The sequence below is a fragment of the Pseudomonas paraglycinae genome, from assembly GCF_021601625.1.
Classification (GTDB): domain Bacteria; phylum Pseudomonadota; class Gammaproteobacteria; order Pseudomonadales; family Pseudomonadaceae; genus Aquipseudomonas; species Aquipseudomonas paraglycinae.
On sequence record NZ_BQHR01000005.1, the window covers coordinates 44,185 to 70,637 of the forward strand.

Consider the following 26,453-nt stretch of genomic DNA (forward strand, 5'->3'; position numbering starts at 1 on the left):
ATGCCTATCGACGAACTCTTCAGTCTCTATCCACTGGCCTTTGTCTTCACCGCCCTGCTGCTGGGGCTGGTGGTCGGCAGTTTCCTCAATGTGTTGATCTGGCGCCTGCCGAAAATGCTCGAGCGTGAATGGCGCCAGCAGGCTCACGATGTTTTGGGGCTGCCCGTTGAAGCGCCGTTGCCCACTTACAACCTGATGCTGCCGCACTCGCAATGCCCGCACTGTGGCCACCGGATCCGCGCGTGGGAAAACATTCCGGTGTTGAGTTACGTGTTCCTGCGCGGGCGCTGCTCAAGTTGCAGCGCCCCGATCAGCAAGCGCTACCCGCTCACCGAACTGGTCTGCGGCCTGCTCTCGGCATTCATTGCCTGGCACCTGGGTTTCGGCTGGCCGGCGTGCCTGCTGATCGTGCTGACCTGGGGCCTGTTGGCCATGAGCCTGATCGACACCGAGCATCAGTTACTGCCCGACGTGCTGGTGCTGCCGCTGCTGTGGCTGGGGCTGATCGTCAACAGCTTCGAGCTGTTCGTAACGCTGCACGACGCCCTGTGGGGCGCGGTGCTGGGTTATATGGCGCTGTGGTCGGTGTTCTGGCTGTTCAAGCTGATCACCGGCAAGGACGGCATCGGTCACGGCGATTTCAAGCTGCTGGCGCTGCTTGGGGCCTGGGGCGGCTGGCAGATTTTGCCGCTGACCATCCTCTTGTCCTCGCTGGTGGGTGCCGTGCTAGGGGTGATTTTGCTCAAGCTGCGGGACCAGAAAACCTCGACGCCGATTCCCTTCGGCCCGTATCTGGCAATTGCCGGCTGGATTGCCTTGCTCTGGGGTGGTCAAATAACCGGCTTCTATTGGCAGTTTGTCGGTTTGAAATGAATACCCCTGTGGAAAAACCCTGGATTCTCGGCCTGACCGGCGGCATCGGCAGCGGCAAAAGCGCTGCCGCCCAGCACTTCATCGATCTTGGCATCCACGTGGTGGACGCCGACCACGCGGCGCGCTGGGTGGTCGAACCGGGCCGTCCGGCGCTGGCGAAGATCGCCGAACACTTCGGCCCCGATGTGTTGCAGGCCGACGGCACGCTGGATCGTGCGGCCCTGCGCAAACTTATCTTTGAGGTGCCGGAGCAACGGCGCTGGCTCGAAGCGCTGCTGCATCCGCTGATCGCCGAGGAAATCGCCCATCATCTGGCGCTGGCACAATCGCCTTACGCGATTCTGGTCTCGCCGCTGCTCATCGAATCAGGGCAATACGCGATGACTCAGCGAATCCTGGTGATCGACGCCCCGCAACAACTGCAGATCGAACGCACCTTGCAGCGTGACCAGACCAGCGAACAGCAGGTTCAGGCGATCCTCAAGGCCCAGTCCAGCCGCGAAGACCGCGTCAGCCGTGCCGACGACGTGGTGGTCAACGACCGCGACCTCGCCTGGCTGCACAGCGAGGTCGAGCGCCTGCATCACTTTTACCTGACTTTATCCGGAGGCCAATCATGAGCCAGACCCCAACCGTCAACTGCCCGACTTGCGGCGCGCCCGTGGAATTCACCCCGGAAAACAAATACCGTCCGTTCTGCTCGGACCGCTGCAAACTGATCGACCTCGGCGCCTGGGCGTCGGAAGAGCACAAGATTCCGGTGGCCCCGGATGCCGAGGACGAACTGTTTTCCGGCGATTTCGACCCGCGTCACTGATCCCGCTCAGGGCCGCATGAAGCCGTAGTCCTGATCGTCGTCGAGGTTTTCCGCCAGAAAACGCAACTCGTCGGCCAGGTCTTCGGCATTGCGCACCGCCTTGCTCTGCTGCACCACCGCACTGAGCAAGGCGCGCAGGCTCAGGCCCGGATCGAATCCCACCTCCTGCGCCATCTCCAGACTCTGCCGGGTTTCCTGCCTCGCCCACTCGTACACGCTCATGCCGCTGCTCCTGAAGGGATTTGGCCGAGCATGAAATGCCGCGCGCAGAGTCGATTTGATGTGGATCAAGACTTGGGATCGTCGTCCTTCCACGGCGCCGAAAGGTAGCGTGTGCGGTTGAAGGTCTCCAGCCATTCCGGGCAGAACACCACCAACGCGCTGACCACCATGCCGTTGATGAAGGCTTCGGGAAAAATCAGCAACCACAGGTAACCGATGAAATCCTCCAGCCATTCCGGCATGGCAAAGAGGCCGTCGTACCAGAGCAACGTCAGACTCAGCGTCAGACACAACAACGCCGATAGCGCGGCGGCGAAAAAACCGGAACAGAAGATGTACACGAACGGATTGCGCGGCTGGGCGCGCTCGACCAGGATTGCCACGCATTCGGTGATCAGCACCGGCAACAGGATCAGCAAGGCGCCATTGACCCCGACGGCCACCAGGTCCTGACGCCCCAACAGCACCAGTCCCAGTTGCGCCACCAGTCCGCCGACGATCGCCAGCGGCCAGTCCAGCAGCAGCGTCACAGCCGTCATGCCGATGAAGTGGTAGGACACGCCGGTGTCGAAATCCCTGCGCACCAGCCACAGCAGAAACAACGCGAATACCGTGCCGAACAGCAAATGCTGACGGCGGTTATCGCTGAACAGCTCGACCCACGGTGCGCGGACAATCGCCCAGAGCAGCACCGGCAGGTAAATCAACCATCCCAGCAGCAGGCTCGCAGACGACAGCAGCTCGGCGCCGATCATGGGCGAGCCTGCTCCAGCGCCTCACGTAGTTCAGCCGCCTGGGTGTATTCGTGCCGGGCCAGCAAACGCCCGTCCTTGAGCTGCAGCCAGAGCACCGCGCCTTCGGCCCCGGGGTAGCGCGAGGCCACGCGACTTTCGCGATCAAGCAACACTCGATAGCTGTAATCACGCATCGCCGGAACGGCGAACATCTTCGCGATCAGCGCCGGCATGCGCTGGATATCGGCGACAAACACCGCGTGCCGCGCCTCCAGATAGCCCTTGGGCTGATCGGCCATGGCTTGCTTGAGCAGTTTCGCACCGTCCATGTCACGCGCCACCAACAGCGTCGTAGTGCGGTCATCGAGAGTAAACGGCTGATCGTACTGGTCCAGCAGCGTCCAGGGTGCCAGTCGCTCACCTATTTCCAGCGCATGGGCCCATAGCGGAACGACAGCGAACAACAACAGCCAGCGAAATTTCACATTCAGCCCCTTTCATTCGACGTTAATACACGGTGCCCTCAGTCTACACCGCCCCTCCCGACTGCCCACTGATGCACTTTGCCGCGCGAACGCTTTCTGCTTGTCGCAATTGAACGCTAAGCTAGGGCCTATGGATGACTCAGATTATTTACGCCTGCTGACCATCGCGGCCGAGCAAGCCAACGCATTCCTGTCCAATGCCCGCAAATGGGAGCGTGAGCGTTGGGTCTGCCAGCGCCTGCTGCAAGGCTTGAACATTCCTTATCGCGCCGACGAATTCGCCCCGGCCGGTGAGCCGCCGGACGTTTTGTTTCGCGACGCCAATTTCGAGGTGTTTTTCGTCCTCGACGAAGGTCGTCGGCTGAACGACGAATGGCGCGATGAGCTGCAACGTCGGCGCAGTGCGTTTTCCCTCAGCCAACTGGTGAGGCGTGAAGCCAAGCCGCGGCGGATTCCGGCCAATGAATTTCTGCTGAGACTGGCGCCGACCTTGCGCAAGAAAGCGCACAACTACAAGGAACGCGGCATGGATCTCGGCGAGCTGGACATCATTGCCTTCGCCAGCCTCAAACGCGAAGTGCTCGACCTCAACAGCCATTTTCCGCCGCCCACCGAATATTTGCGTCAGGGCTGGCGTTCGCTGTCGCTGGTCGGGCCGACCTTTGCCCGGGTGTTGTTCGCCCATCCCGATGCCCCGGACTTTCTGCGCGGTAACCTGGGGCGCAGCATCGTGTTCGATGTCGGGATCAGCCTGTGACGCCACTTCAACAATTGATTGCCGATGTTCCGCAGACCGGATGCGTGCGCTGGATTGGCGTGCGCCCCGAGTCACGGGGGCCGATGCTTGCGCTCGATGCGGTGGAGGCGCGGCTTGAAGCCGGGCTCACTGGCGATCACGCTCGTCCCGGGGTGCGCAATGCGCGGCAGGTGACGCTGATTCAGTGGGAGCATCTGGCCGTGATCAGCGCCCTGATGGGCCGGTCGGCCGAACAACCGGTCACGCCTGAAGATCTGCGGCGCAATCTCGTTATAAGCGGGATCAACCTGTTCAGCCTCAAGGGGCGGCGCTTTCGCATTGGTCAGGCGATTTTCGAAACCACGGGCTGGTGCCAGCCGTGTGCGCGCCTGCAAAACAACCTTGGCCCCGGAACATTCCAGGCCGTGCGCGGGCATGGCGGAATCACCGCACGAGTGTTACAAAGCGGGATCATTCGCCTCGGGGACAGTGTGTCTGTCGAACCGGTCCCGGACAGTGGCTATGCTGCGTTCAATCCCGGTTGAAAACCGCTGTAGCGTGTTCTCATTCAGTAACGTCTACCTGACGAGGCCTTTATGACCAGCCGCCTGAACCCCGAAGACCAGAAGCATGTCGAAGAGTACCTGCAGTTGTCCCAACACCGTGTCGAGCGCCGGCCATTCCGGCCGTGGATGCTCCTGGTGCTGGTGCTGGCAGTGACTATTGGTCTGGGCCTGTTGAGCCGACTTATCAGTTACCTGACGCTATGAGCTGCATCGCGCTCGCTCGGGTAGCCGTACCGATTTCCTTTCAAAACCTTGCGAGCTATCCCTATGTCCCATCGTATTGTCATTGTCGGCGGCGGCGCCGGCGGTCTGGAGTTGGCTACCCGTCTGGGTAAGACTCTGGGCAAACGCGGCACCGCCAGCATCATGCTGGTTGACGCGAACCTCACGCACATCTGGAAACCGCTGTTGCACGAAGTGGCCGCCGGATCGCTGAACTCTTCCGAAGACGAACTCAACTATGTCGCCCAGGCCAAATGGAACCACTTCGAGTTCCAGCTGGGGCGCATGAGCGGGCTCGATCGTGAGCAGAAGAAGATCCAGCTGGCTGCCACCTACGACGAAAACGGCGTTGAGCTGGTTCCGGCGCGGGAAGTGCCCTATGACTCGCTGGTGATCGCGGTCGGCAGCACCACCAACGATTTCGGCACCCAGGGCGCCGCGCAACACTGCCTGTTCCTCGACACCCGCAAACAGGCCGAGCGCTTCCACCAGCAACTGCTCAATCACTATCTGCGTGCTCACGCCGGGCAGACCGATGTGGTCCAGCAGATCAGCGTGGCCATCGTTGGCGCCGGCGCCACGGGTGTCGAACTGGCGGCCGAGCTGCACAACGCCGCCCATGAACTGGCGGCTTACGGTCTGGACCGAATCAAACCGGAAAACATGCACATCACCCTGATCGAAGCCGGGCCACGGGTGCTGCCAGCCCTGCCTGAGCGCATCAGCGGGCCGGTGCACAAGACTCTGGAGAAACTCGGGGTCAACGTGATGACCAACGCGTCGGTCAGTCAGGTCACCGCCGACAGCCTGATCACCGCCGATGGCAACGAGATCAAGGCCAGTCTGAAAGTCTGGGCCGCCGGGATCCGCGCACCGGGTTTCCTCAAGGACATCGACGGTCTGGAAACCAACCGCATCAATCAGCTGCAAGTGCTGCCGACGCTGCAGACCACCCGCGACGAAAACATTTTCGCCTTCGGTGACTGCGCCGCCTGCCCGCAACCGGGCTCGGATCGCAACGTTCCACCTCGGGCCCAGGCCGCGCATCAACAGGCCTCGCTGCTGGCCAAGTCGCTGAAACTGCGCATCGAAGGCAAGACCCTGCCGGAGTACAAGTACACCGACTACGGCTCGCTGATTTCGCTGTCGCGTTTTTCGGCGGTGGGTAACCTGATGGGCAACCTGACCGGCAGCGTGATGCTTGAGGGCTGGCTGGCGCGGATGTTTTACGTGTCGCTGTACCGCATGCACCAGATGGCGCTGTACGGGCCGTTCCGCACGGCGATGCTGATGCTGGGCAGCAAGATCGGACGCGGCACCGAGCCACGCCTGAAGCTGCACTGATGTAATAACACCGTGGGGGCGGGCTCGCCCTCACGGTGTTTTGTCTTCTACTGTATCTGCCCCCTGCTTTCCCCACCTTCGCTTACAAACGTCCCGCTCCTCGACACAGACGCGATACACCGCCACCGCTTAATGGCCACACCCGAGCACAACTGCTCCGGCTTGATCGCCCTTAACGTGTGGTTGCGCAGTGCAACCGAAGGAGAATGCAATGTCCCGTACTTCGAAAATCGGCAAAAACTCCCTTGGCCTGGTCGGTGCCGTACTGGCCGGCGGCCTGATGCTGTCCGGCTCGGTGTTCGCCGCGCAACCGCTGGCCCAGGGCTACATGGTTGCCTCGGCTGAAACCTCGGTGAAAACCCCGGAAGGCAAATGCGGTGAAGGCAAATGCGGCGATGCGTCGATGGCCAAGACCGACACCGATGGCGACGGCAAGGTCTCGCGCGCCGAGTTCCTGAAGGTCGCGCCGAAGTCCGACTTCGACAAGATCGACACCAACCACGACGGCTTCATCGACGAGCAAGAGGCGTACAACAACGTCAAGGCCAATTTCGAAGCCAATGGCAAGAAAATGCCGAAAGGCCTGTTCGAACACCTGAAAGACCAGGATGGTGCCTGATTTTCAGCCTGCCCGACAAAACAAGCCGCGCGATCTCTGACGAGAAGCGCGGCTTTTTCACGCCTGCACGATTACAGCTGGAAGCGTCGCACCATGCCCTGCAAGGCGTTGGCCAGTCGCGATAGTTCATGGCTGGATGCGTTGGTTTGATCGGCACCCGCCGCCGAGCGCACCGACAGATCGCGAATGTTCACCAGATTGCGATCCACTTCCCGCGCCACCTGCGCCTGCTCTTCGGCGGCGCTGGCGATTACCAGATTGCGTTCGTGGATTTCGTGGACCGAGGCTGTGATCGTCTGCAACGCTTCACCGGCCCGCTCGGCCAGCACCAGGGTGGCGGCGCGCGAGGCACTGGCCTGCATCGACTCCAACGCCAGGCTCGAACCGCTGCGCATGCCCTGCACCATCTGCTCGATTTCCTGGGTCGATTGCTGCGTGCGATAAGCCAGCGCCCGGACTTCATCGGCAACTACCGCAAATCCGCGCCCGCTCTCCCCGGCCCGCGCGGCTTCGATGGCTGCGTTGAGCGCCAACAGGTTGGTCTGTTCGGCGATCGCTCGGATCACGTCCAGCACTTTGCCGATGTTTTGCGACTGATTGGCCAGCGATTGCACCAGTTCGCCGGTGTGCTCGACTTCGCTGGCCAGGGCGTTGATGGCCCCAGCAGTTTCGCTGACCCGTTCCTGGCCCAACTGTGCCGACTCGCTGGACTGGCGGGTAGCGTCAGACGTCGACACCGCATTGCGGGCAACTTCCTCGACCGCCGTGGTCATCTCGTTGACGGCGGTGGCGGCCTGTTCGATCTCGTTGTTCTGCTGTTGCAGCCCTTGCGTGCTGTCGTGGGTCACCGCGCTCAGTTCGTCGGAAGCAGTCGCCAGTTGCGTGGCCGAGCCGCTGATGCCCTGCAGGGTTTCGCGCAGGTTCTGCTGCATGGTCGCCAACGCCTTGAGCAAGCGGCTGACTTCATCATTGCCGTGGGTTTCGATCGGACGGGTCAGATCGCCTCTGGCGACGTGCTCGGCAGCGTCGACGGCGGCGCTCAAGGGGCGAACGATGCTACGGGTCAGCAACATGGCCAGGGCCACGGTTGCCAACGCCGCCAGAGCGATGAACAAGGTCACGATGGTGCGCGAGGTTTCGTAGTGGGCGGCAGAGTTCTGGCTTTCGGCGGCGACCTGGCGGGCGAACAGATCGGCCAGATCGTTGAGTTGCTTACCGGAGCCGTCGACCACGGTTTTCATGTCGACCAGCAGCAGCTTGGTCAGCTCATCGCGCTTGCCTTGCTCCGCGAGGGTGAACGACTGGGCGATGCCGGTGCGGTAGGCGGCGAAGGTTTTCTTGAACTGATCGTATAACTGCTGGCCTTCCGGGGTGGTCACCAGCCGGTCGTAGGCGGCGATTTTCTCGCTCAGTTCCTTGTCGCGGGTGTCCATCTGGCTGCGGTAGGTGGCGATGTTGGCCGGATCCTGATCCAGCGCCATGCGCAGGGAAATGGTGCGAATGCGCAACATGATTTCGCGGATCTCGTCGCCGCCGCGAATGCTCGGCAGCCACTGCGTCTCTACCGCCACTTCGCTGTCGCGGATGCTCGACATCTGCCCCAGCGCAAACACCCCGAGCAACGCCACGAGCACCGCAATCAGGGCAAAGCTCAGGGCGGCACGGGGAGCAATATTCAACTGACGAAGCAACATGACGAACGCCCTTTTTCTTGTATTGGCAGAATTCAGGAGCGCTTGATGCGGCAGGCCCCTTTCGTTAGCGGGCTATCGGCAAGTTGTATGACGACTTGAATGAAACATTTCCGCAGGGCAAAAAAAATCCCCGTATCTTTCGATACGAGGATTTTTAATATGGTCGGGGTAGGGGGATTCGAACTCCCGACATCCTGCTCCCAAAGCAGGCGCGCTACCGGACTGCGCTATACCCCGGTAAAAAAAAGGCGACCTTTCAAAGATCGCCTTCTTCGATCAGCGCTTTTGGCTTCTGATCTTAAGATTCGATCCCAGTATTACCTGGTTTCAAAAATGGTGGGTCGTGTGGGATTCGAACCTACGACCAATTGGTTAAAAGCCAACTGCTCTACCAACTGAGCTAACGACCCAAAAATGGTCGGGGTAAGGGGATTCGAACTCCTGACATCCTGCTCCCAAAGCAGGCGCGCTACCGGACTGCGCTATACCCCGGTTTGAAATTGGCTCCGTGACCAGGACTCGAACCTGGGACCCAATGATTAACAGTCATTTGCTCTACCGACTGAGCTATCACGGAACTACATATTTCAATTTACAACGGTGAAACTTGCAGCTTCTCGACATCGTTTTCGCATCGCTGCGTTCGTGTGTCTGAGGCGCGCTATTCTACAACCTAGAACACCTCTGTCAACCCCCTAAATTGCTTTCAAGTTAATGATTTGCAACTTATTTCAGATTTCTGCCCAGTGAGCTGAAACCGTGTTGGTGACTGACTGCGGGGCGCACTTTACAAGCCTTTTCCTTTGAGTTCAACAGCCTGGCGAAAAAAAAGGCCTCGCATCGCGAGGCCTTCCTTACTTCACCACCGTCGAGCGTCAGTTGAACGTGATCTCGTCGTTCTCCACCACACCGGTCGCAGTCTCGCCCGGCATGAAGCGTCCCGACAGGATCAACTGCGCCAACGGGTTCTCGATCCAGCGCTGGATCGCCCGCTTCAGCGGCCGTGCGCCATAGACCGGGTCGTAGCCGACGGCAATCAGCTTGTCCATCGCTTCCGGGCTCAGCTCCAGCTTCAGCTCGCGCTCGGCCAGACGGCTGCGCAGACGGCCCAGCTGGATCTCGGTAATGCCCGCGATCTGATCCCGCGCCAATGGCTCGAAGATCACCACTTCGTCGACCCGGTTGATGAACTCCGGACGGAAGTGGGTGGAAATCGCATCCATCACCGCTGCCCGCTGTGCTTCACGATCGCCGACCAGTTCCTGGATCTGCATCGAACCGAGGTTGGAGGTCATGACGATCACGGTATTGCGGAAGTCCACCGTACGGCCGTGGCTGTCGGTCAGACGGCCATCCTCCAGCACTTGCAGCAGGATGTTGAAAACGTCCGGGTGCGCCTTCTCGACTTCGTCCAGCAGGATCACCGAGTAAGGCTTGCGCCGTACCGCTTCGGTCAGGTAACCGCCCTCTTCGTAGCCCACATAGCCCGGTGGTGCACCGATCAGCCGCGCCACGGAATGTTTCTCCATGAACTCGGACATGTCGATCCGCACCATCGCCTCTTCAGTGTCGAAGAGGAATTCGGCCAGCGCCTTGCACAGCTCGGTTTTACCGACACCGGTCGGGCCGAGGAACATGAACGAGCCGCTCGGGCGATTCGGGTCGGATAACCCGGCACGGGAGCGCCGCACCGCGTTGGCCACAGCAACCACTGCTTCGTCCTGGCCGATCACGCGTTGATGCAACAGGCTTTCCATCTTCATCAGCTTGTCGCGCTCGCCTTCGAGCATTTTCGACACCGGAATACCGGTCCACTTCGAAACGACTTCGGCGATTTCCTCTTCGGTCACCTTGCTGCGCAGCAACTGGTTTTCGCTCTTGCCGTGCTGGTCGACCATTTGCAGGCTGCGTTCCAGATCCGGGATCACCCCGTACTGCAACTCGGCCATGCGGTTCAGGTCGCCTTTACGGCGCGCGGCTTCCAGTTCCTGACGGGACTGTTCGATCTTCTGCTGAATCTGTGCAGAACCCTGCACCTCGGCTTTTTCCGAGTTCCAGATTTCTTCCAGATCCGAATACTCACGCTCGTGGCGGACGATTTCTTCCTGGAGTTTTTCCAGGCGCTTGATCGCCGCTTCGTCGCTTTCTTTCTTCAGTGCCTGGGATTCGACTTTCAGTTGAATCAGGCGCCGCTCCAGACGATCCAGCACTTCCGGCTTGGAGTCGATCTCCATGCGGATGCGGCTGGCCGCCTCGTCGATCAGGTCGATCGCCTTGTCCGGCAGTTGCCGGTCAGTGATGTAGCGATGGCTGAGCTTGGCTGCCGCGATGATCGCGCCGTCGGTGATCGCCACCTTGTGGTGAACCTCGTAACGCTCCTTGAGGCCACGCAGGATCGCGATGGTGTCTTCTTCGCTCGGCTCGTCCACCAGCACTTTCTGGAAGCGCCGCTCGAGGGCCGCGTCCTTCTCTATATATTGGCGGTACTCGTTGAGCGTGGTCGCGCCGACGCAATGCAGCTCACCACGGGCCAGGGCCGGTTTGAGCATGTTGCCGGCGTCCATCGAGCCTTCGCCTTTACCGGCGCCGACCATGGTGTGCAGTTCGTCGATGAACAGAATGATCTGCCCTTCCTGCTTCGACAGCTCGTTGAGCAGCGCTTTCAGGCGCTCTTCGAACTCGCCGCGATACTTGGCGCCGGCAATCAGCGCACCCATATCGAGAGACAGCAGGCGTTTGCCACGCAGGCCGTCCGGCACTTCACCGTTGATGATGCGCTGGGCCAGCCCTTCGGCAATCGCGGTTTTACCCACGCCAGGCTCGCCGATCAGCACCGGGTTGTTCTTGGTGCGGCGTTGCAGAACCTGAATGGTGCGACGGATCTCGTCGTCACGGCCGATCACCGGGTCAAGCTTGCCTTCTTCGGCGCGCTTGGTCAGGTCGACGGTGTATTTATCCAGCGCCTGACGCGACTCTTCGTGGTTGGCATCATTCACCGCCTCGCCACCGCGCAGGTTGTTGATCGCATTCTCCAGCGCCTTTTTGCTCACGCCCTGGCCGAGCAGCAACTTGCCGAGCTTGCTGTTCTCGTCCATCGCGGCGAGCAGCACCAGCTCGCTGGAAATGAACTGGTCGCCCTTCTGCTGGGCCAGACGGTCGGCCTGATTGAGCAGACGCGCCAGATCCTGCGACATGTTCACGTCGCCGGTCGGGTTCTGGATTTTCGGTAATTGATCGAGCTCTTTGGTCAGCTCTTTACGCAAGCTGTTGACGTCGAAGCCCACCTGCATCAACAGGGGTTTGATCGAACCACCCTGTTGTTCAAGCATGGCTTGCATCAAATGCGCCGGCTCGATGGCAGGATGATCGTGGCCGACAGCCAGGGATTGGGCATCGGACAACGCCAACTGCAATTTGCTGGTTAAACGGTCTATACGCATGGGTCACCTTCCTTTTGAGCAGGCCGGACCTAAAAAACCATCCTGAATAAAGAAACCTGCCAGATACCGCTATAGATGCGGTCGATTCTGGAAGATTCAAGCGTCAGGGAGTTGATGCAGATCAGAGAGTTTAGCGGGTAAGCCAGACTAAAGAGGCGAAGCGACCAGTGCGAGGCGCACGGCGATAGGAAAAGAAGCGCGGATCGGTCACTGTACAGAAACCGCCACCATAAACAGCGGTGACACCGCGGACCGCCAGACGCAGCCGCGCCAGCTTATAGATGTCAGCCATGAACTTGCCGGCGTTGTGGCTCGGGACAAAGGCTGTCTCGGCTTCGGGCAATTGATTGATGAAGACTTCCCGGACTTCCGGGCCGACTTCAAAGGCTTGCGGGCCGATAGCCGGGCCGAGCCAGACCAGAACGTCTTCGGCGGGCACGTCCAGACTGTCGAGGGTGGCCTCCAGCACGCCGGCCGCCAATCCACGCCAACCGGCATGAGCCGCCGCGACGCGAGTACCGGCACGGTCGCAGAACAGCGCCGGCAGGCAGTCGGCGGTCATCGCCGCACACGCGATACCGGGTGTTGCCGTCCAGCTGGCATCCGCCGTGGCCACCACGGACGGATCAGCATGCGCCACGGCAATCCCGTGCACTTGCTGCAACCAGGCAGGCTTTATAGAGAAGTGTTCGGTCAGGCGCCGACGGTTTTCGACGACGGCCTCGGGACGGTCATCGACATGATCGCCCAGGTTGAGGCTGTCGAACGGCGCCTCGCTGACGCCGCCCTCGCGAGTGGTGACACAGGCCTTGACGCTGGCCGGCGCGGGCCAGTCCGGCGTCAGCCAGTTCATCCGATGAATGCCTCGCGGTCCTGTTTGAGCAGGGTCAGCAGCCACACCAGATCTTCCGGCAGCGGCGATTCCCAGCTCATGCGCTCACCGGTGGTCGGGTGATCCAGCTCAAGGAACCGCGCATGCAGGGCCTGACGCGGGAAGTGCTTGAGGGATTCGACCATGGTCTGGCTCGCGGCCGGCGGAATGCGGAAACGACCGCCGTACGCCGGGTCGCCGACCAACGGGAAGTTGATGTGCGCCATGTGCACGCGAATCTGGTGAGTACGACCGGTTTCCAGCTTCACCCGTACGTGGGTGTGGGAACGGAAGCGCTCCAGCACGCGGTAGTGGCTGACGGCCGGCTTGCCGCCTTCCATCACCGCCATGCGCTGGCGCTGCTGGCCGTGACGACCGATCGGGGCGTTGATCTTGCCGCCGGCGGTCACCACGCCGATCACGATGCACTCGTAGATCCGGCTGACGCTGCGGCTTTGCAGCTGCGCGACCAGTTTGGTCTGCGCCTGAATGGTCTTGGCCACCACCATCAGACCGGTGGTGTCCTTGTCCAGACGATGCACGATACCGGCGCGCGGGACATTGATGATGTCCGGAACGTGGTGCAGCAAGGCGTTGAGCAAGGTGCCATCAGCGTGACCGGCAGCCGGGTGCACCACCAGGCCCGCAGGCTTGTTGATCACCAGAATGTCGTCGTCTTCATAGACGATGTCGAGTTCGATGTCCTGAGCGACCCATTCACCCTGGGCCTCCTGCTCGGCAGTCAGCTCAAGGATGGCACCGCCATGAACGATGTCGCGCGGGCGGATGACCGCCCCGTCCACAGTCAGGCGACCTTCTTTGATCCAGGCGGAAAGGCGCGAGCGCGAGTGCTCGGCGAAGAGTTGGGCGGCGACTTGATCGAGGCGTTGGCCGCCCAATTCGGACGGCACCTCTGCGCGAAGTTCAATTTTATCGGACATGCTCGGACTGGGCGTCGGCTACAGCCTTTGGTTTCGGCTGCGCGCTTGTGGTTAAATACGGCGTCTTTTGCCCCGGGGCTTTTCAACGGGGCGCTCATCATAACAGGACGGCCCCGCCCAAGACAGCGGCCGTCATAGGGACGCAAGCCGCCATGCAAGTGAAACACCTGCTGCTGATCGCCATCCTCGCATTGACCGCTGCTTGCTCATCGAAGGAAGTCGTAGACGAAAACCTGAGTGAAGCCGAGCTGTACCAGCAGGCTCAACAGGACCTGGACAACAACAGCTACACCAGCGCCACAGCCAAGCTGAAGGCTCTGGAGTCGCGTTATCCGTTCGGTCGCTACGCCGATCAGGCACAGCTGGAACTGATCTACGCCAACTACAAGAACTCGGAGCCGGAAGCTGCAAAGTCCGCCGCCGAGCGCTTCATTCGTCTGCATCCGCAGCACCCGAACGTGGACTACGCCTACTACTTGAAGGGCCTGACCTCGTTCGACCAGGACGTCGGCCTGCTGGCGCGCTTCCTGCCGCTGGACATGACCAAGCGTGACCCGGGCGCCGCCCGCGACTCCTACAACGAGTTCGCCCAGCTGACCAGCCGCTACCCGAACAGCCGCTACTCGCCGGACGCCAAGCAGCGCATGATCTACCTGCGCAACCTGCTGGCTTCCTACGAAATCCACGTGGCCGACTACTACCTGACCCGTCAGGCCTATGTCGCCGCTGCCAACCGTGGCCGTTACGTAGTGGAAAACTTCCAGGAGACCCCATCGGTCGGCGACGGCCTGGCGGTAATGACCGAAGCCTACCAGCGTCTGCATCTGGACGAACTGGCGGCCACCAGCCTGGAAACCCTGAAGCTCAACTACCCGAACCACCCGAGCCTGCAGGACGGTCAGTTCGTGCCTCGCGTTGCCGAAGCCGACAACCGTTCGTTCCTGAGCAAGGCCACTCTGGGCCTGATCGAATCCCGTCCGCCGCTGCCGCCGGGAGAGACCCGCGCCAACCAGGACGTGCAGAAGCAGTTCCAGGACGCGAAAGACGCGATCCCGAACGAGCTCAAGCCAAAAGACGAAAACGGCGACGTGATCGAAGAGCCGGAACCGGAGTCGAGCGACAGCGACCGTTCCATCTTCAGCTACATGACCTTCGGTCTGTTCGACTGATCACTTCGGTGATGCCAAAAAGGGAGATCTTCGGATCTCCCTTTTTATTGCGGCGTGTGATTGGGCTGTGCGCTTGTCGGGTCCTTGGCTAAACTGCCGAATCATTAGCCGAAAAGCCGCCCATCATGCTTCGTTTACTGTTCTGGATTGCCTTGATCGCCGCTGCTGTCTGGTTGTGGCGCAAATTCAAGGCCCCCGCCTCGTCCGCCCGACCGCCTCGCGAACAGGATGCCGCACCGATGGTGCGCTGCGCCCACTGCGGCGTGCACCTGCCCCGCGACCGCGCGCTGAACCTTCAACAACAGTGGTATTGCAGCCAGGCTCACCTTGAGCAAGGCCCCGGTTCCAGTGATCGCTGAGGCCGAAAACGCCGACAGCAAACAGGCCCAGCGACTGCTGCGCCTCTATCATCTGTACCGTTTGAGTGTCGGCATCACCTTGGTGTTGCTGATCTCCAGCAACATGGACAACCGCCTGCTGACCTCGGCCAACGACGAGTTGCTGCGCAATGGCAGCTGGTTGTACCTGGTGCTGAACATCCTGCTGGTGGTGTTTCTCGAGAACATCCGCCGCCCAGCCCAGTTGTTCGCTCTGGCACTGGTCGACATTCTGCTGCTGTGCGGCGTGTTCTACGCAGCGGGCGGTGTGGCCAGTGCGATCGGCAACTTGCTGATCGTTTCGGTGGCCATCAGCAACACCTTGCTGCGACGACGCATCGGCCTGCTGATCGCCGCCGTCGCCACCCTCGGCATCGTCGGGCTCAGCTTTCTGCTGAGTTTCAGCCATCCCCTGAGCGCCAACGACTATCTGCAGGCCGGCACCCTCGGCGCCTTGTGCTTTGCCGCCTCGCTGCTGGTGCAAGGGTTGATCCGTCGTCTCGAAGTCAGTGAGAACCTGGCCGAGTTGCGCGCCAGCGAGGTCGTGGGGCTCGAAGCCCTCAACGCGCTGATCCTGCAACGCATGCGCACCGGCATTCTGGTGCTCGACGAACAGCGCCGGGTGCAACTGGCCAACCACAGCGCCAAGGCCCTGCTGGGACAAACGCACCTTGAAGGCGACTTGATCGACGACCACTCGAGCGCATTGGTCGAACGCCTGCAACTGTGGCTGAACAACCCGACCCTGCGCCCGCAAAGCCTGAAAATCGCCGGCAACGGCCTGGAGCTGCAGCCGAGCTTCATCGCCCTGGAACAGAGCCCGAATCGCCAGACCCTGGTGTTTCTCGAAGACCTCGCCCAGATCGCCCAGCAGGCCCAGCAATTGAAACTGGCCGCGCTGGGCCGGCTGACCGCCGGTATCGCCCATGAAATCCGCAATCCGCTGGGGGCCATCAGTCATGCCGCGCAGCTGTTGCAGGAATCCGAGGAACTCGACGGCGCGGATCGGCGTCTGACACAGATCATTCAAGACCACTCCCTGCGCATGAACCGAGTCATCGAAAACGTCCTGCAACTGTCCCGCCGCCAGCAGAGCGCGCCGCAACGGCTGGATCTCAAACCGTGGCTGGAGCAGTTCGTCAGCGAGAGCCGCGAACAGGCCGGCGAGCGCCAGCACATTCATCTGCACATCGGCCCGGGGGATTTCCGCACGTTGATGGATCCCGGCCAGCTCACGCAGATTCTCGACAATCTGTTACGCAACGGCTGGCGCCACAGCGCCCTTTTGCACGATCCGGCCGAGGTCTGGCTGACGCTGTCCATCGACCCCGAGAGCACGCTGGCCGTGCTCGAAGTGCAGGACAACGGCCCCGGCGTGCCGCTGGATCAGCAGGCTCACCTGTTCGAACCGTTCTTTACCACCAGCAGCCAGGGCACCGGCCTTGGGCTTTATCTGTCCCGTGAGCTGTGCGAAAGCAATCAAGCGCGCCTAGACTTCAAATCACGCCAAGGCGGCGGCTGCTTTCGCATCACCTTTGCTCACGGACGGAAACAAAGTTGAACACGAGCCCACGGCAAAAAATCCTCATCGTCGACGACGAGCCGGATATCCGCGAACTCCTGGAAATCACCCTGGGACGGATGAAACTCGACACCTTCAGCGCACGCAATTTCAATGAAGCCCAGGCGCTGCTGCACCGCGAGACCTTCGATCTGTGCCTGACCGACATGCGCCTGCCCGACGGCACCGGCCTGGAACTGGTGCAGCACATTCAGCAACGTTATCCACAACTGCCGGTGGCAATGATCACCGCCTACGGCAGCCTGGAAACGGCGATCAACGCCCTGAAAGCCGGGGCTTTCGACTTCCTGACCAAACCGGTGGACCTGACACGCCTGCGCGAGCTGGTCGGCTCGGCATTGCGCATGCCGGCGCCGGGCAATGTCTGCACTTCGATCGACCGGCGGTTGCTCGGCGACTCACCACCGATGCGCAATCTGCGCAAACAGATCGACAAACTGGCCCGCAGTCAGGCGCCGGTCTACATCAGCGGCGAGTCCGGCAGTGGCAAGGAGCTGGTGGCCCGATTGATTCATGAGCAGGGCCCGCGCGCCAGCCAGCCATTTGTGCCGGTGAACTGCGGGGCGATTCCGTCTGAGTTGATGGAAAGCGAGTTCTTCGGCCACCGCAAAGGCAGTTTCAGCGGCGCGGTGGAGGATAAACCGGGGCTGTTTCAGGCGGCCCATGGCGGCACGCTGTTTCTCGATGAAGTGGCGGACCTGCCGCTGCCGATGCAGGTCAAGCTGCTGCGGGCGATCCAGGAAAAAGCCGTGCGCAGCGTCGGCGGCCAACAGGAAACCGTGGTCGATGTGCGCATCCTCTGCGCAACGCACAAGGACCTCGACGCGGAAGTGTCTGCCGAGCGTTTTCGTCAGGATCTGTATTACCGGCTCAACGTGATCGAACTGCGTGTGCCGTCCCTGCGCGAACGTCGCGAGGACATCGAAGCACTGGCCGTCCATATGCTCAAGCGCCTGGCCAATGGCACCGGGCAACCGGCTGCACGTCTTCATCCTCATGCCCTAGAGGCGCTGAAAAACTACCGTTTTCCGGGCAACGTGCGGGAGCTGGAGAACGTGCTTGAGCGGGCGCACACCCTGTGTGAAAACCGCACGATCGAGGCCGAGGATTTACGCCTGAGTGAAGGAAACGCCGCCGCTGAAGGTGGTATTGCCGATCTCACGCAAATCGACAACCTGGAAGACTATCTGGAGAGCGTCGAACGCAAACTGATTCTGCAGGCGCTGGAGGAGACTCGCTGGAATCGCACGGCGGCAGCGCAGCGGTTGAGTCTTTCGTTTCGGTCGATGCGCTACAGGCTGAAGAAGCTGGGTCTGGATTAACGCCTCTTTCGCGGGCTTGCCCGCGAAAGCGATTTGTCAGTCGCCGAAAGAAAAACTGACTAGATCCGTCCGGCCGGTGCATACGGCGCCGGATCAATGATCGGCGCACGCCCCAGCATCACATCGGCAAACAACTGACAGGATGCAGGCGCCAGCACCAGCCCGTTGCGGTAATGCCCGCAGTTCAGCCAGAGACCGTCAAAACCCGGAACCCGGCCAATGTAAGGAATGCCTTCGGGCGAGCCCGGCCGCAGCCCGGCCCAGTGCCCCACCACTTCGGCATCGGCCAGCGCCGGCAACAGTTCGACCGCCGATGCCTTGAGGCTTTCCAGCGCATTGTCCGTCGGGGTTTTGTCGAAGCCTTCGTGCTCCAGCGTACTGCCGATGAGAATATGCCCGTCGCGGCGCGGAATCGCGTAGCGCCCCTTGGCCAGCACCATGCTCGGCAGGAAATCCGCCGCGCACTTGTAGAGAATCATCTGGCCCTTCACCGGCTCCACCGGTAGGGAAAGATTCAGAGTCTTGAGTAATTCGCCGCTCCACGCGCCTGCGGTCAAAACGACCTGATCGCCAGCGATCACACCCGTGGAAGTCTGCACGCCTACCACCCGCTCGCCATCACGGACAAACCCGCTGACTTCACACTGCTCGTGAATCGTCACGTTCGGCAGCGCCTGCAACGCCGCTTTCAAAGACTTCACCAGCCGTGGATTGCGCACGTTGGCGACATCGGCCATGTAGATCGCCCGGGAAAAACCGCCACCGAGCACCGGCACCGCATCATGCGCCGCCGAGATATCCACAGCCCGCAGTGGGCGGTTTTCCCTTTTGGCCCACGCCAGCGCTTCAGATTCGTCATCCAGGTCCAGCCAGTACAGGCCGGTGGTGTGCACTTCGGGATCGACCCCGGTATCGGCAAAAAGGCGTTCGCCCAGTTGTGGATAAAAATCCTGCGACCAGTGCGCCAGCGCGGTGACGGCAGGGCTGTAGCGCCACGGGTACAGCGGAGAGACGATACCGCCGCCGGCCCAGGACGATTCCTGGCCGACGTTCGAACGATCCAGCAGCACCACGCTGCCGACCTCGGAGGCGAGGTTGTACGCGGTGAGCAGGCCAATCACTCCGCCACCGACAATCACCACTTGCTGTTGCCTGGTCATGTTTGATCCAACCGTAAAAAAGACAGTGGGCGCAAATGGCGCCCGAAATAAAGCGGCTCAGCGGCCCCAGCAATCCTTGGTGGTCAGCCCGGTGGTCGCGTTGTTCATGCTTCTGACACCGGTGTTGGTGAGGGTGAAATCCCCGCACTTGTCAGTGGCCATGGCCGTGCCGGTCTTGCGGGTCGCAGTCAGCAGGAAGGCCTGATCGGTGATCGTCGGCGTGATGGTGTAGAAATCGTTGCCAGTGCTCAACCCGGTGACACCGGTGTAGACGTTGTTCTTCGAATAGAAGCGTTCGAGGATCTGTGCCTGTTCCGACAAATTGCTGACCACGTCGGCACGGCGGCCCTTCTTCACGTATTCGGTGAGGCTCGGATAGCCGATGGTGATGACGATACCTATGATCGCAATCACGATCATGATTTCGATCAGGGTGAAACCTCGGTTGGATCTGCGCATGCCTCGAACTCTCGCTTACTGAATTTGGCGCCACATGATACGACGGCTGCCGCCGCCGGATTTTTCCACCAGGGTGGTGATACCGCCACTGGAATCGTTCACGACCTTGCGTGATGCACCGTTGACGATGGCGTTCAGGGTCGGGATACCGCCGGTGAACACCACGCCGCTGGAAATCGTATCGTTGCTGTCGACCACGCCATCAGCGTTGGTGTCGAGCACCGCGTAGTTGAGCATCTTACCGCTGAACGCATCGAGTTCGATCAGTTTGCCGGTACCGAAACTGGAACACGGGTCGGTGGTATCGACACTGGCCGTGGTGAACACGATGCGTCCCAGCACCAGACTGGCCTGGTTGATCACCCGTTCGCCGGTCAACGCGTTGTTGTACACCAGCGGCAGGTACCAGCCCTTCTCCGCTGGATAGGTCGTGTCGTTCTGGCTGGTGGTGACGAACTGCCCGGTACTGCCGGAGAACACCCCGGTAATCGCCTGCGCCTGCAAACTGCTGACTGTGATCTGGCCCGACCCGCCATCGGCGTCCCACACCGAATAGAACGCCTGCAAATCCTTGTTGGTCTTGTCGGCAGTTTCGTTGAATTTGCCGGTGCCGACGAAAATCTGTTTGCCGCCCAGAGCATTGTCCGCCAGCAACGGTTGCGCGGTGATCGGCTGAGTCGCCCCACCAGCCGTGGTGAACAACGGCCTGCCGGAAAACGCTACGCCCCAGCTGTCGGACGACGTGGCGCTCAGGTCGAATTTCCACAACCGCCCCTTCAAGTCACCGCCATATGCGGCCTGTACCACGTTCTGCGAATTGACCCGCAGCTTCACCGAGGACAAACCGTTGGTGGTTTCCGTACTGTCGATGACGATTTTCCTGATCAGCGAGCCGTCACGCACATCCAGCACATACAGCGCCGCCACCCCGGAGTTGCTGCCGTAACCGTTGGCAATGAACGCCGCCCAGCGACCATCGGCCAAGCGTGCCACTTCCGGACGGGCATAGGCGTAACCCAGATCATTAAATGCATTGGAAGTACTGGCGGTGGCTGGCGCGCTGACTTCCCACAAGGCTCGAATGACGTTGCCCGCCGAGGCGTCGAACAGTTGAAGCCCATAGAAAGTCTTGCCGCCGGCACCCGTCCCGCCGATGGCCAGGGTTTTCCACGCCGTGCCGAATTGCGCGTCGAATACACCGATCTGACCATCCACCAGAAACTTGTGGCTGACGCCGTTGACGTAGTTCGGATCGGCAATCAGGCGCAGCGAGGGCAATACGCTGGACGGCATGTAGGCATAGCGCCGGGTACCGTTGGCCGAGTTGATGACGCTGACAAAACCGTCGTTGGCGTTCACCACCAGGCTGGCATTCATGTTCGAAGCCTTGGTGGTCAGGTAGGTGCTGTAGGTGGTGTCACCGGCCAGATCGGAAGCGGTTTTTTCCGTGGGCGAAGCCAATACGAGCGGCGAGTTGATGATGTCCCCGAGCAATACGCTGCGCACTTTGAGCCCGGCCTTGTTGGTGCCCTTGCTCCATTCGACCAGGTCGATGCCGCTGATGCCGACGGGTAAACCCTGGCTGAGAACGGTCTGCTGGGCCGGGGAGAAGTTGCCGTAGGCCAGCGTCACCGCCGCGTTGTTCAGGGTGTTCCACGACTGGTAGGTCGGCGCGGTAGCGCCGGGCACGATGGCGGTGTCGGTGGTCCACAATACCGCCGAAGTATTGACCGCCCCGGCCGAGTTGAAGCCAAAGGACTTGATCGTGCCGCGCCAGTCCCTGGGGTCATAACTGGTCTGGAAATAACTGGTGCCGCTCGCCAGCGTCGTGCCGCTGGCGACACCGCTGCCGCCGGAGCCGGCCTTGGAGGTGATGTCGCTCAACGCCGAAGACAGCGCGGCATTCAGGCCGGCGCTGTCGGTCGCCTGGTAGTAGCGGCCCTGTCCGTAATCGGCGGCGTCCGAGAGCATGTCGTTGGAAGCGGTAAAACCCACGGTGTAGGTGTTCATGTTCTGCCTGGGAAAATCCACCGCATTCCAGCTCTTGCCTGCCGCGTCGGTACCGGTCGAACGCATGTCGATATCGAAGGCGAACTTGGCGATATCGTCCAGATACAGCGTATCGCCCTCCCCGTCCCCGTTCAGGTTGTTCCCGTCATTGTTGATGCCGTCCCAGTTCGGCAAGCGGCTGCCACCCAGCGGGTCATTGTTCGGAAAGGTTCGGTCGTAGGTCGGCAAACCGTCGGTGATGACCACCCCGTAGTTTTTCTGGCAGCGGTACTGGATCGGGCTGGTGTAAGTGCTCGGCGTGCTGTTGTAGTACGGCGCCATCCCGCGCATGTAGCGGGTGATTTCGTAGTAGGTCTCGGCCAGCGGCGTGTTGGCCACCGCGCTCAGGCCGTTGATCGACGAAATCAGTGCGTTGTAGTTGGTGTCGGCCTGGGCCTGGGTCACGCTGCCGCTGACCGGTGACAGGTCGCTGATGGAGCGGGCAATGAAACCACCGTTGCCAGGGTTATTGCTGGTGGCCGGGTTGAAGGTGGCCAGACCCATGCGCAAGTTGCGGTTGCTGGTGACCAGTGCGGTGGAAACGTTGCGCGCCACGTTGATCCGGTAATCGTTGGGAATCGCCCCGGTGGTGAAGTCGCGTGTGCCGTTGTTGATCGCCAGCCCGACCACATAGGAAATGTAATCCGCCGAATAGCGAGTGTTGCCGCTGCCCACCGGATCCGGCAGCTTCAGGCAGAGCGGCGTCAGGCTGTTGTTGTAGAACGCATAGGCACCGCCGGAGCAGCCGGAGGTTGGCAGGCTCGACAGAAAGATCGTATCGCCGGTAATGGCAGTTGAGCTCAGGCACAGGCCGATGACCGCGTTGCACTGGCGGGCCGCCGTGCGATCCACGGTCGGATCAAAACCCGTCGCATAAATGATGCTGTTCATGCTGCCCGAGTCGTCGATCATCAACATCACGTTCGGTGGCACGGCCGCCGCGCTCAACAGCGGCGAATCGGACGGCGTGAAAGCAAACGCCGGTGCAGCCAGATAAAGCCCGGTCAGCATGCCGAGCAGCAGCGACAGCCACTTGAAGCGTCGCTCAGTACTTAGCATAAACACTCTCCACCACACTGCGCGAAGTACCGGCGATGCCGACGGCCGTGACCCTGTACAAAGTCGCCGAGGTGTTGCTCGGCACATTCACCGCCGTCAGGGTCGTGCCGATGTTCTGCACTCCGTAAAACCCGCTGCCAGCGGCGATCCAGGTCACGCCCGACGTGGAGTTGAGCCCCGCTGCGCTGACCACCGAGGATTCCGCCGGCGGCGCACATTGAGTGGTGCTGGCGCACACCGCCAGCGCGTAGCCGTCCAGTTGCACCGCACTTTCACCGATACGCAGTGCCGCCTCGGCAGTCTGGAACGATTGATTGCGCAGGCTCACGCTGCCAGCCATTTTTTCCTGCAGGTTGGCGCTCTGCATCGATGACAGGCCGATCACCGTCAGGAGCAGCAGAAACACCAGACTGACCAGCAACACCATGCCGCCCTGGGACCGTCGCCGATGGAGAGAAACGTTCATCGCTCGCCCCTCACTGCAAGCGGTTGCGCAAGGCGGCAACCACGTTGAAGGTTTGATTGCGGACCCGGTTATTCGGGTCAGTGAGGGTCAGGCTCAGGCGCACGCTGCGGATCCGCGCCGGATCACCCGGGTTGGCGCTGTAGGTGGACGCCGCCACGTCGGTCGCGGAACTCGCAAGACCAAACATCACCGTGAACGCGCTGACGTTGTTCACCAGCACCTGCTGGGCCGGGTTACCGCTGCCGGTGCCCATCAGAATCTGGTTGTTGCTGAAGCTGTAGACCAGCCGACGGATCGGAAATGCGATCTGGCCCGTCGCCGCCGCCCGCGCGCCGGTATAAGCGGTGGCGCTGTTGCGGCAATCGGAGACCACGGTCCAGGTCGGTGTCCCGCCCGCACTGCCGACATCGGCGGTAACCAGGGTCAGCTTGAGGTTGGCGTTGTCCCAGCTGATCGGCGTGATCTGCGCCGTATTGAAATCCCCCGCCGAGCTGGAATCGGTAATCGTGCCCAGGCAGCCGAACATACCCACCATGCGCAGTTCCTGAATCATCTTGCTCAACACGAACCGCGCGTCTTCCTGCATGGCGGCCGCACTGTTCTGGCTGACGTAAGTATTCTTCGCCGCCAGGAAAATCTGCACCACGCCGAGTACCACGATCAACCCCAGCGCCAGAGCAACCAGCATTTCGATCAGGCCAAAGCCCAGGTTTTTGCGCTTCATGGCGTGGCCACCGGATCGACCGCAGCGCGGCTGGTCAGCACAAAGCTGCGGGTTGCACTGGTCGTATTGGCAGCACGCGCGTCACTCCAGGTGATGGTGATGGTGTACACGCGCTGATTGAGGGTGATGCTGCCGGTGGCGGTCGGTCCGCCAAAATTGACGATGTTGGTGGTGAAGTCGTAGAGATCCTGATCCCGGGCGACACTCAGGTTGCCCGTAGTCGGCGGCGTGACAGTGTAGTCGGCGCCCGAATTGGCACGGATCCGGTCCATCATGTCGTAGGCGATGAAACTCGCCTGGCTGGTCATCCGTGAGCTGTCGGTGTACTTCAGCGCATTGAGCTGAACCGCTGCTGCGCCCAGCAACCCGACCGTCAGAATCAGTAACGCGACCAGCACTTCAATCAGCGTCATGCCCTCCTGTGCGTGCTTGCTCCCTGCCCTCATCCGCAATTTCCACCCAATTGAATTCGTCCGTTCAGACACACGTTCAGCGTCCTGCTTTGCGTTCCCAGCACATAACTGATGGCCACCGCCGTGGACGGTGCCGCCAGCCCGCCCAGGTTGTTGAAATCCAGCGCGGTCACTCCAGAGGGTAGCGTCAGAGTCGCGCCGCTGCTCATCGCTGGAACAACCCGCAATACATTGGCCGGAGTGCCAGTACTGTCGTAGACCGACAGTTCACCGGTCCAGACCGTGCCGCCGGCACTCGGCCGCAAGCGGGTGGTGACGCCCCGGTTGATCGCCTCGAGCCTTGCGTAATTGAGGGCCCGTTGCAGGTCGCCGACCTCGGTGTCGGCCTTGCTGCCCTGCACCGAACGGGTGAATGCCGGCACCGCCATCGTGATCAGGATCACAAACACCGCGAGCGCCACCAACAGCTCGATCAGCGTGAAACCTTTTGTACGATGATCCATCGATGCCCTCCGTTGCCGTCGGCTATACCTGTACAAACCTAGAACATTCGACCGGCATGCGCCGGTTGATTTACCGCGTGCGGCGCACGGATTGCGCCGCCGTGCACAATCCAGGGAGGAGGCGCACATGCCGCAACAGGGTTTCAGTCTGGTCGAACTGCTTATGGGACTGGCGATCGGCGCAATTGTTCTGTCGCTGGTCAGTCCGGCGCTGGCGGACTTCACCGAATCAAACCGGCGGCAGCAGGCCGCGCAGTCTTTGCTCGACGGGATTCGTAATGCCCGGACCATGGCCATCACGCGCAATCAGAGCGTGGTGATTCATGGCATCAACGGTGATTGGGGTCAGGGCTGGCGGATCATTCTGGATATCAGCGGAAAGGGTCCGGTAGATGCCGGTAATCCATTGCTGATCGAGCAGGCGAGTGACGGACGGATACCGATTGTCGGCAACTGGCTGGTGAGCCGCTACATACGCTTCAGCAGCCTGGGCCAGCCACTGGTGCCGGACCGGAAGTTTCAGGCGGGGACGTTACATCTATGCTCGGCTCGCGAGCCGGTCAGCCGGCTCCAGGTGGTGCTGGCAGCAACCGGTCGCGTACGCCTGACCAGCCAAAAGACTGAACAGGCGTTATGCCGAAAGGATAAAGCGATCAGATCGAGCGAACGCGCAGCTCTTTAGGCATCGAGAACGTGATGTTCTCCTCACGCCCGGCCAGTTCGTCGGCGCCGGTGGCGCCCCAGGCCTGCAACTGCTGAATCACGCCACGCACCAGTACTTCCGGAGCGGAGGCGCCGGCGGTGATGCCGATACGCTCGACACCGTCGAACCAGCTTTTTTGCAGGTCTTCGGCGCCATCAATCAGGTAGGCCGGCGTGGCCATGCGCTCGGCCAGTTCACGCAGGCGGTTGGAGTTGGAGCTGTTCGGGCTGCCGACCACCAACACCACGTCGCATTCGTCGGCCAATTGCTTGACCGCGTCCTGACGGTTTTGTGTGGCGTAGCAGATATCGTCCTTGCGCGGCCCGCCAATAGCCGGGAAACGCGTACGCAGCGCATCGATGACACGGCTGGTGTCATCCATGGACAACGTGGTCTGGGTGACGAAGGCGAGTTTTTCAGGGTTGTGCACCTGCAACTCGGCGACATCCTTCTCGTCTTCGACGAGGTAGATCGCGCCGCCATTGCTGGCGTCGTACTGGCCCATGGTGCCTTCGACTTCCGGGTGACCGGCGTGGCCGATCAGGATGCACTCGCGACCGTCGCGGCTGTATTTCGCGACTTCGATATGCACCTTGGTCACCAGCGGGCAGGTGGCGTCGAACACTTTCAGGCCACGGCCGGCGGCTTCGGTGCGCACGGCTTGCGAAACGCCGTGGGCACTGAAGATCACGATCACGTCGTCCGGTACCTGATCGAGCTCTTCGACGAAGATCGCGCCACGACTGCGCAGGTCTTCGACCACGAACTTGTTGTGCACCACTTCATGACGCACATAGATCGGCGGCCCGAAAACCTCCAGGGCGCGGTTGACGATTTCGATCGCCCGGTCCACGCCGGCGCAGAAGCCACGGGGGTTGGCGAGTTTGATTTGCATGCGGTGCC

At 61.2% G+C, this 26,453-nt stretch carries 28 protein-coding genes and 4 tRNA genes; 13 read left to right on the forward strand and 19 right to left on the reverse strand.

What is annotated here, in order from left to right:
• The 3 genes from L6D82_RS08875 to yacG are packed head-to-tail and all read left to right on the forward strand — an operon-like array spanning position 1 to position 1,690.
• Positions 1 to 873 (forward strand): prepilin peptidase, encoded by an 873-nt coding sequence (locus tag L6D82_RS08875; protein WP_102686305.1) that lies wholly within the window; start codon positions 1 to 3, stop codon positions 871 to 873.
• Positions 870 to 1,493: a dephospho-CoA kinase gene (gene coaE / locus L6D82_RS08880; protein ID WP_007959586.1), complete on the forward strand. Its 624-nt coding sequence runs from the start codon at positions 870 to 872 to the stop codon at positions 1,491 to 1,493. The genes L6D82_RS08875 and coaE overlap by 4 nt, the downstream gene beginning before the upstream one ends.
• The gene (gene yacG, locus L6D82_RS08885; RefSeq protein WP_011335983.1) at positions 1,490 to 1,690 is read left to right on the forward strand and encodes a DNA gyrase inhibitor YacG; all 201 of its coding nucleotides are present in this window, start codon (positions 1,490 to 1,492) and stop codon (positions 1,688 to 1,690) included. The genes coaE and yacG overlap by 4 nt, the downstream gene beginning before the upstream one ends.
• Before the next feature lie 6 nt (positions 1,691 to 1,696).
• Here the strand turns inward: yacG and L6D82_RS08890 are convergent, their stop codons facing one another.
• The 3 genes from L6D82_RS08890 to L6D82_RS08900 all read right to left on the reverse strand — a co-directional run bounded on the left by L6D82_RS08890 (position 1,697) and on the right by L6D82_RS08900 (position 3,131).
• Positions 1,697 to 1,912 carry a hypothetical protein gene (locus L6D82_RS08890; protein WP_007959584.1) on the reverse strand — a complete coding sequence of 72 codons (216 nt, stop codon included), beginning with the start codon at positions 1,910 to 1,912 and terminating at the stop codon, positions 1,697 to 1,699.
• 65 nt (positions 1,913 to 1,977) lie between these two features.
• The gene (locus tag L6D82_RS08895; RefSeq protein ID WP_085747732.1) at positions 1,978 to 2,667 is read right to left on the reverse strand and encodes an energy-coupling factor ABC transporter permease; all 690 of its coding nucleotides are present in this window, start codon (positions 2,665 to 2,667) and stop codon (positions 1,978 to 1,980) included.
• Positions 2,664 to 3,131 (reverse strand): FAD/FMN-containing dehydrogenase, encoded by a 468-nt coding sequence (locus L6D82_RS08900; RefSeq protein ID WP_085689765.1) that lies wholly within the window; start codon positions 3,129 to 3,131, stop codon positions 2,664 to 2,666. The genes L6D82_RS08895 and L6D82_RS08900 overlap by 4 nt, the downstream gene beginning before the upstream one ends.
• Positions 3,132 to 3,261: 130 nt before the next feature.
• Here L6D82_RS08900 and L6D82_RS08905 point away from each other — a divergent pair, with 130 nt between their 5' ends.
• The 5 genes from L6D82_RS08905 (at position 3,262) to L6D82_RS08925 (ending at position 6,618) form a co-directional block, all read left to right on the forward strand.
• A complete protein-coding gene (locus tag L6D82_RS08905; protein WP_007959580.1) occupies positions 3,262 to 3,888 on the forward strand; it encodes a DUF1780 domain-containing protein in 627 nt (208 codons plus the stop codon).
• The gene (locus L6D82_RS08910) at positions 3,885 to 4,412 is read left to right on the forward strand and encodes an MOSC domain-containing protein (protein ID WP_102686306.1); all 528 of its coding nucleotides are present in this window, start codon (positions 3,885 to 3,887) and stop codon (positions 4,410 to 4,412) included. The genes L6D82_RS08905 and L6D82_RS08910 overlap by 4 nt, the downstream gene beginning before the upstream one ends.
• Positions 4,413 to 4,463: 51 nt before the next feature.
• On the forward strand, positions 4,464 to 4,637 hold the full coding sequence (locus L6D82_RS08915; RefSeq protein WP_003228304.1) for a DUF3094 family protein: 174 nt from the start codon (positions 4,464 to 4,466) through the stop codon (positions 4,635 to 4,637).
• A 63-nt stretch (positions 4,638 to 4,700) separates the two neighbouring features.
• Positions 4,701 to 5,999 (forward strand): NAD(P)/FAD-dependent oxidoreductase, encoded by a 1,299-nt coding sequence (locus L6D82_RS08920; protein WP_064599500.1) that lies wholly within the window; start codon positions 4,701 to 4,703, stop codon positions 5,997 to 5,999.
• Between the two features lie 211 nt (positions 6,000 to 6,210).
• Complete coding sequence (locus L6D82_RS08925; protein ID WP_007959573.1) at positions 6,211 to 6,618, forward strand: HvfA family oxazolone/thioamide-modified RiPP metallophore; 408 nt, start codon at positions 6,211 to 6,213, stop codon at positions 6,616 to 6,618.
• Between the two features lie 71 nt (positions 6,619 to 6,689).
• Here the strand turns inward: L6D82_RS08925 and L6D82_RS08930 are convergent, their stop codons facing one another.
• The 8 genes from L6D82_RS08930 to rluD form a co-directional block, all read right to left on the reverse strand.
• A complete protein-coding gene (locus L6D82_RS08930) occupies positions 6,690 to 8,312 on the reverse strand; it encodes a methyl-accepting chemotaxis protein (RefSeq protein ID WP_236188785.1) in 1,623 nt (540 codons plus the stop codon).
• Between the two features lie 160 nt (positions 8,313 to 8,472).
• Positions 8,473 to 8,549: transfer RNA gene (locus tag L6D82_RS08935), tRNA-Pro, on the reverse strand.
• Positions 8,550 to 8,646: 97 nt separating this feature from the next.
• Positions 8,647 to 8,722, reverse strand: a tRNA-Lys gene (locus L6D82_RS08940).
• Positions 8,723 to 8,727: 5 nt separating this feature from the next.
• Positions 8,728 to 8,804: transfer RNA gene (locus tag L6D82_RS08945), tRNA-Pro, on the reverse strand.
• Between the two features lie 9 nt (positions 8,805 to 8,813).
• Positions 8,814 to 8,889: transfer RNA gene (locus L6D82_RS08950), tRNA-Asn, on the reverse strand.
• Positions 8,890 to 9,187: 298 nt separating this feature from the next.
• Positions 9,188 to 11,752 carry an ATP-dependent chaperone ClpB gene (gene clpB / locus L6D82_RS08955; protein WP_102716614.1) on the reverse strand — a complete coding sequence of 855 codons (2,565 nt, stop codon included), beginning with the start codon at positions 11,750 to 11,752 and terminating at the stop codon, positions 9,188 to 9,190.
• Between the two features lie 130 nt (positions 11,753 to 11,882).
• On the reverse strand, positions 11,883 to 12,605 hold the full coding sequence (gene pgeF / locus L6D82_RS08960; protein ID WP_085747729.1) for a peptidoglycan editing factor PgeF: 723 nt from the start codon (positions 12,603 to 12,605) through the stop codon (positions 11,883 to 11,885).
• Positions 12,602 to 13,564, reverse strand: coding sequence for a 23S rRNA pseudouridine(1911/1915/1917) synthase RluD (gene rluD / locus L6D82_RS08965; protein ID WP_085747728.1), 963 nt, complete (start codon positions 13,562 to 13,564; stop codon positions 12,602 to 12,604). Before rluD ends, pgeF begins: the two co-directional genes overlap by 4 nt.
• A gap of 152 nt (positions 13,565 to 13,716) precedes the next feature.
• Between rluD and L6D82_RS08970 the strand changes: the two genes are divergently transcribed.
• From L6D82_RS08970 to L6D82_RS08985, 4 genes are all read left to right on the forward strand, one after another.
• A complete protein-coding gene (locus L6D82_RS08970; RefSeq protein WP_085747727.1) occupies positions 13,717 to 14,733 on the forward strand; it encodes an outer membrane protein assembly factor BamD in 1,017 nt (338 codons plus the stop codon).
• A gap of 125 nt (positions 14,734 to 14,858) precedes the next feature.
• Entirely contained in the window at positions 14,859 to 15,092 is a 234-nt protein-coding gene (locus tag L6D82_RS08975) for a PP0621 family protein (protein WP_085747726.1), read from the forward strand.
• Entirely contained in the window at positions 15,082 to 16,671 is a 1,590-nt protein-coding gene (locus L6D82_RS08980) for a sensor histidine kinase (RefSeq protein ID WP_085747725.1), read from the forward strand. Before L6D82_RS08975 ends, L6D82_RS08980 begins: the two co-directional genes overlap by 11 nt.
• Complete coding sequence (locus tag L6D82_RS08985) at positions 16,668 to 18,014, forward strand: sigma-54-dependent transcriptional regulator (RefSeq protein WP_085747724.1); 1,347 nt, start codon at positions 16,668 to 16,670, stop codon at positions 18,012 to 18,014. Before L6D82_RS08980 ends, L6D82_RS08985 begins: the two co-directional genes overlap by 4 nt.
• 59 nt (positions 18,015 to 18,073) lie before the next feature.
• Here L6D82_RS08985 and thiO read toward each other — a convergent pair whose 3' ends face one another.
• Genes thiO through L6D82_RS09020 form a run of 7 tightly spaced genes read right to left on the reverse strand, consistent with a single transcriptional unit; the run spans position 18,074 to position 24,847 of the window.
• The gene (thiO, locus tag L6D82_RS08990; protein ID WP_085747723.1) at positions 18,074 to 19,174 is read right to left on the reverse strand and encodes a glycine oxidase ThiO; all 1,101 of its coding nucleotides are present in this window, start codon (positions 19,172 to 19,174) and stop codon (positions 18,074 to 18,076) included.
• A 57-nt stretch (positions 19,175 to 19,231) separates the two neighbouring features.
• Positions 19,232 to 19,633, reverse strand: coding sequence for a type IV pilin protein (locus L6D82_RS08995; RefSeq protein ID WP_085747722.1), 402 nt, complete (start codon positions 19,631 to 19,633; stop codon positions 19,232 to 19,234).
• A gap of 15 nt (positions 19,634 to 19,648) precedes the next feature.
• On the reverse strand, positions 19,649 to 22,741 hold the full coding sequence (locus L6D82_RS09000) for a pilus assembly protein (RefSeq protein ID WP_236188787.1): 3,093 nt from the start codon (positions 22,739 to 22,741) through the stop codon (positions 19,649 to 19,651).
• Entirely contained in the window at positions 22,728 to 23,207 is a 480-nt protein-coding gene (locus L6D82_RS09005) for a pilus assembly PilX family protein (protein ID WP_085747720.1), read from the reverse strand. The genes L6D82_RS09000 and L6D82_RS09005 overlap by 14 nt, the downstream gene beginning before the upstream one ends.
• 10 nt (positions 23,208 to 23,217) lie before the next feature.
• Positions 23,218 to 23,931 carry a PilW family protein gene (locus tag L6D82_RS09010; protein WP_085747719.1) on the reverse strand — a complete coding sequence of 238 codons (714 nt, stop codon included), beginning with the start codon at positions 23,929 to 23,931 and terminating at the stop codon, positions 23,218 to 23,220.
• Entirely contained in the window at positions 23,928 to 24,377 is a 450-nt protein-coding gene (pilV, locus tag L6D82_RS09015) for a type IV pilus modification protein PilV (RefSeq protein ID WP_085747718.1), read from the reverse strand. Before pilV ends, L6D82_RS09010 begins: the two co-directional genes overlap by 4 nt.
• On the reverse strand, positions 24,374 to 24,847 hold the full coding sequence (locus L6D82_RS09020; RefSeq protein ID WP_085747717.1) for a GspH/FimT family pseudopilin: 474 nt from the start codon (positions 24,845 to 24,847) through the stop codon (positions 24,374 to 24,376). Before L6D82_RS09020 ends, pilV begins: the two co-directional genes overlap by 4 nt.
• Positions 24,848 to 24,974: 127 nt before the next feature.
• Here L6D82_RS09020 and L6D82_RS09025 point away from each other — a divergent pair, with 127 nt between their 5' ends.
• A complete protein-coding gene (locus L6D82_RS09025; RefSeq protein ID WP_085747716.1) occupies positions 24,975 to 25,529 on the forward strand; it encodes a GspH/FimT family pseudopilin in 555 nt (184 codons plus the stop codon).
• Here L6D82_RS09025 and ispH read toward each other — a convergent pair.
• Positions 25,501 to 26,445 carry a 4-hydroxy-3-methylbut-2-enyl diphosphate reductase gene (gene ispH / locus L6D82_RS09030; RefSeq protein ID WP_038361699.1) on the reverse strand — a complete coding sequence of 315 codons (945 nt, stop codon included), beginning with the start codon at positions 26,443 to 26,445 and terminating at the stop codon, positions 25,501 to 25,503. The two genes, L6D82_RS09025 and ispH, sit on opposite strands and share 29 nt — an antisense overlap.
• Positions 26,446 to 26,453 lie beyond the last annotated feature (8 nt).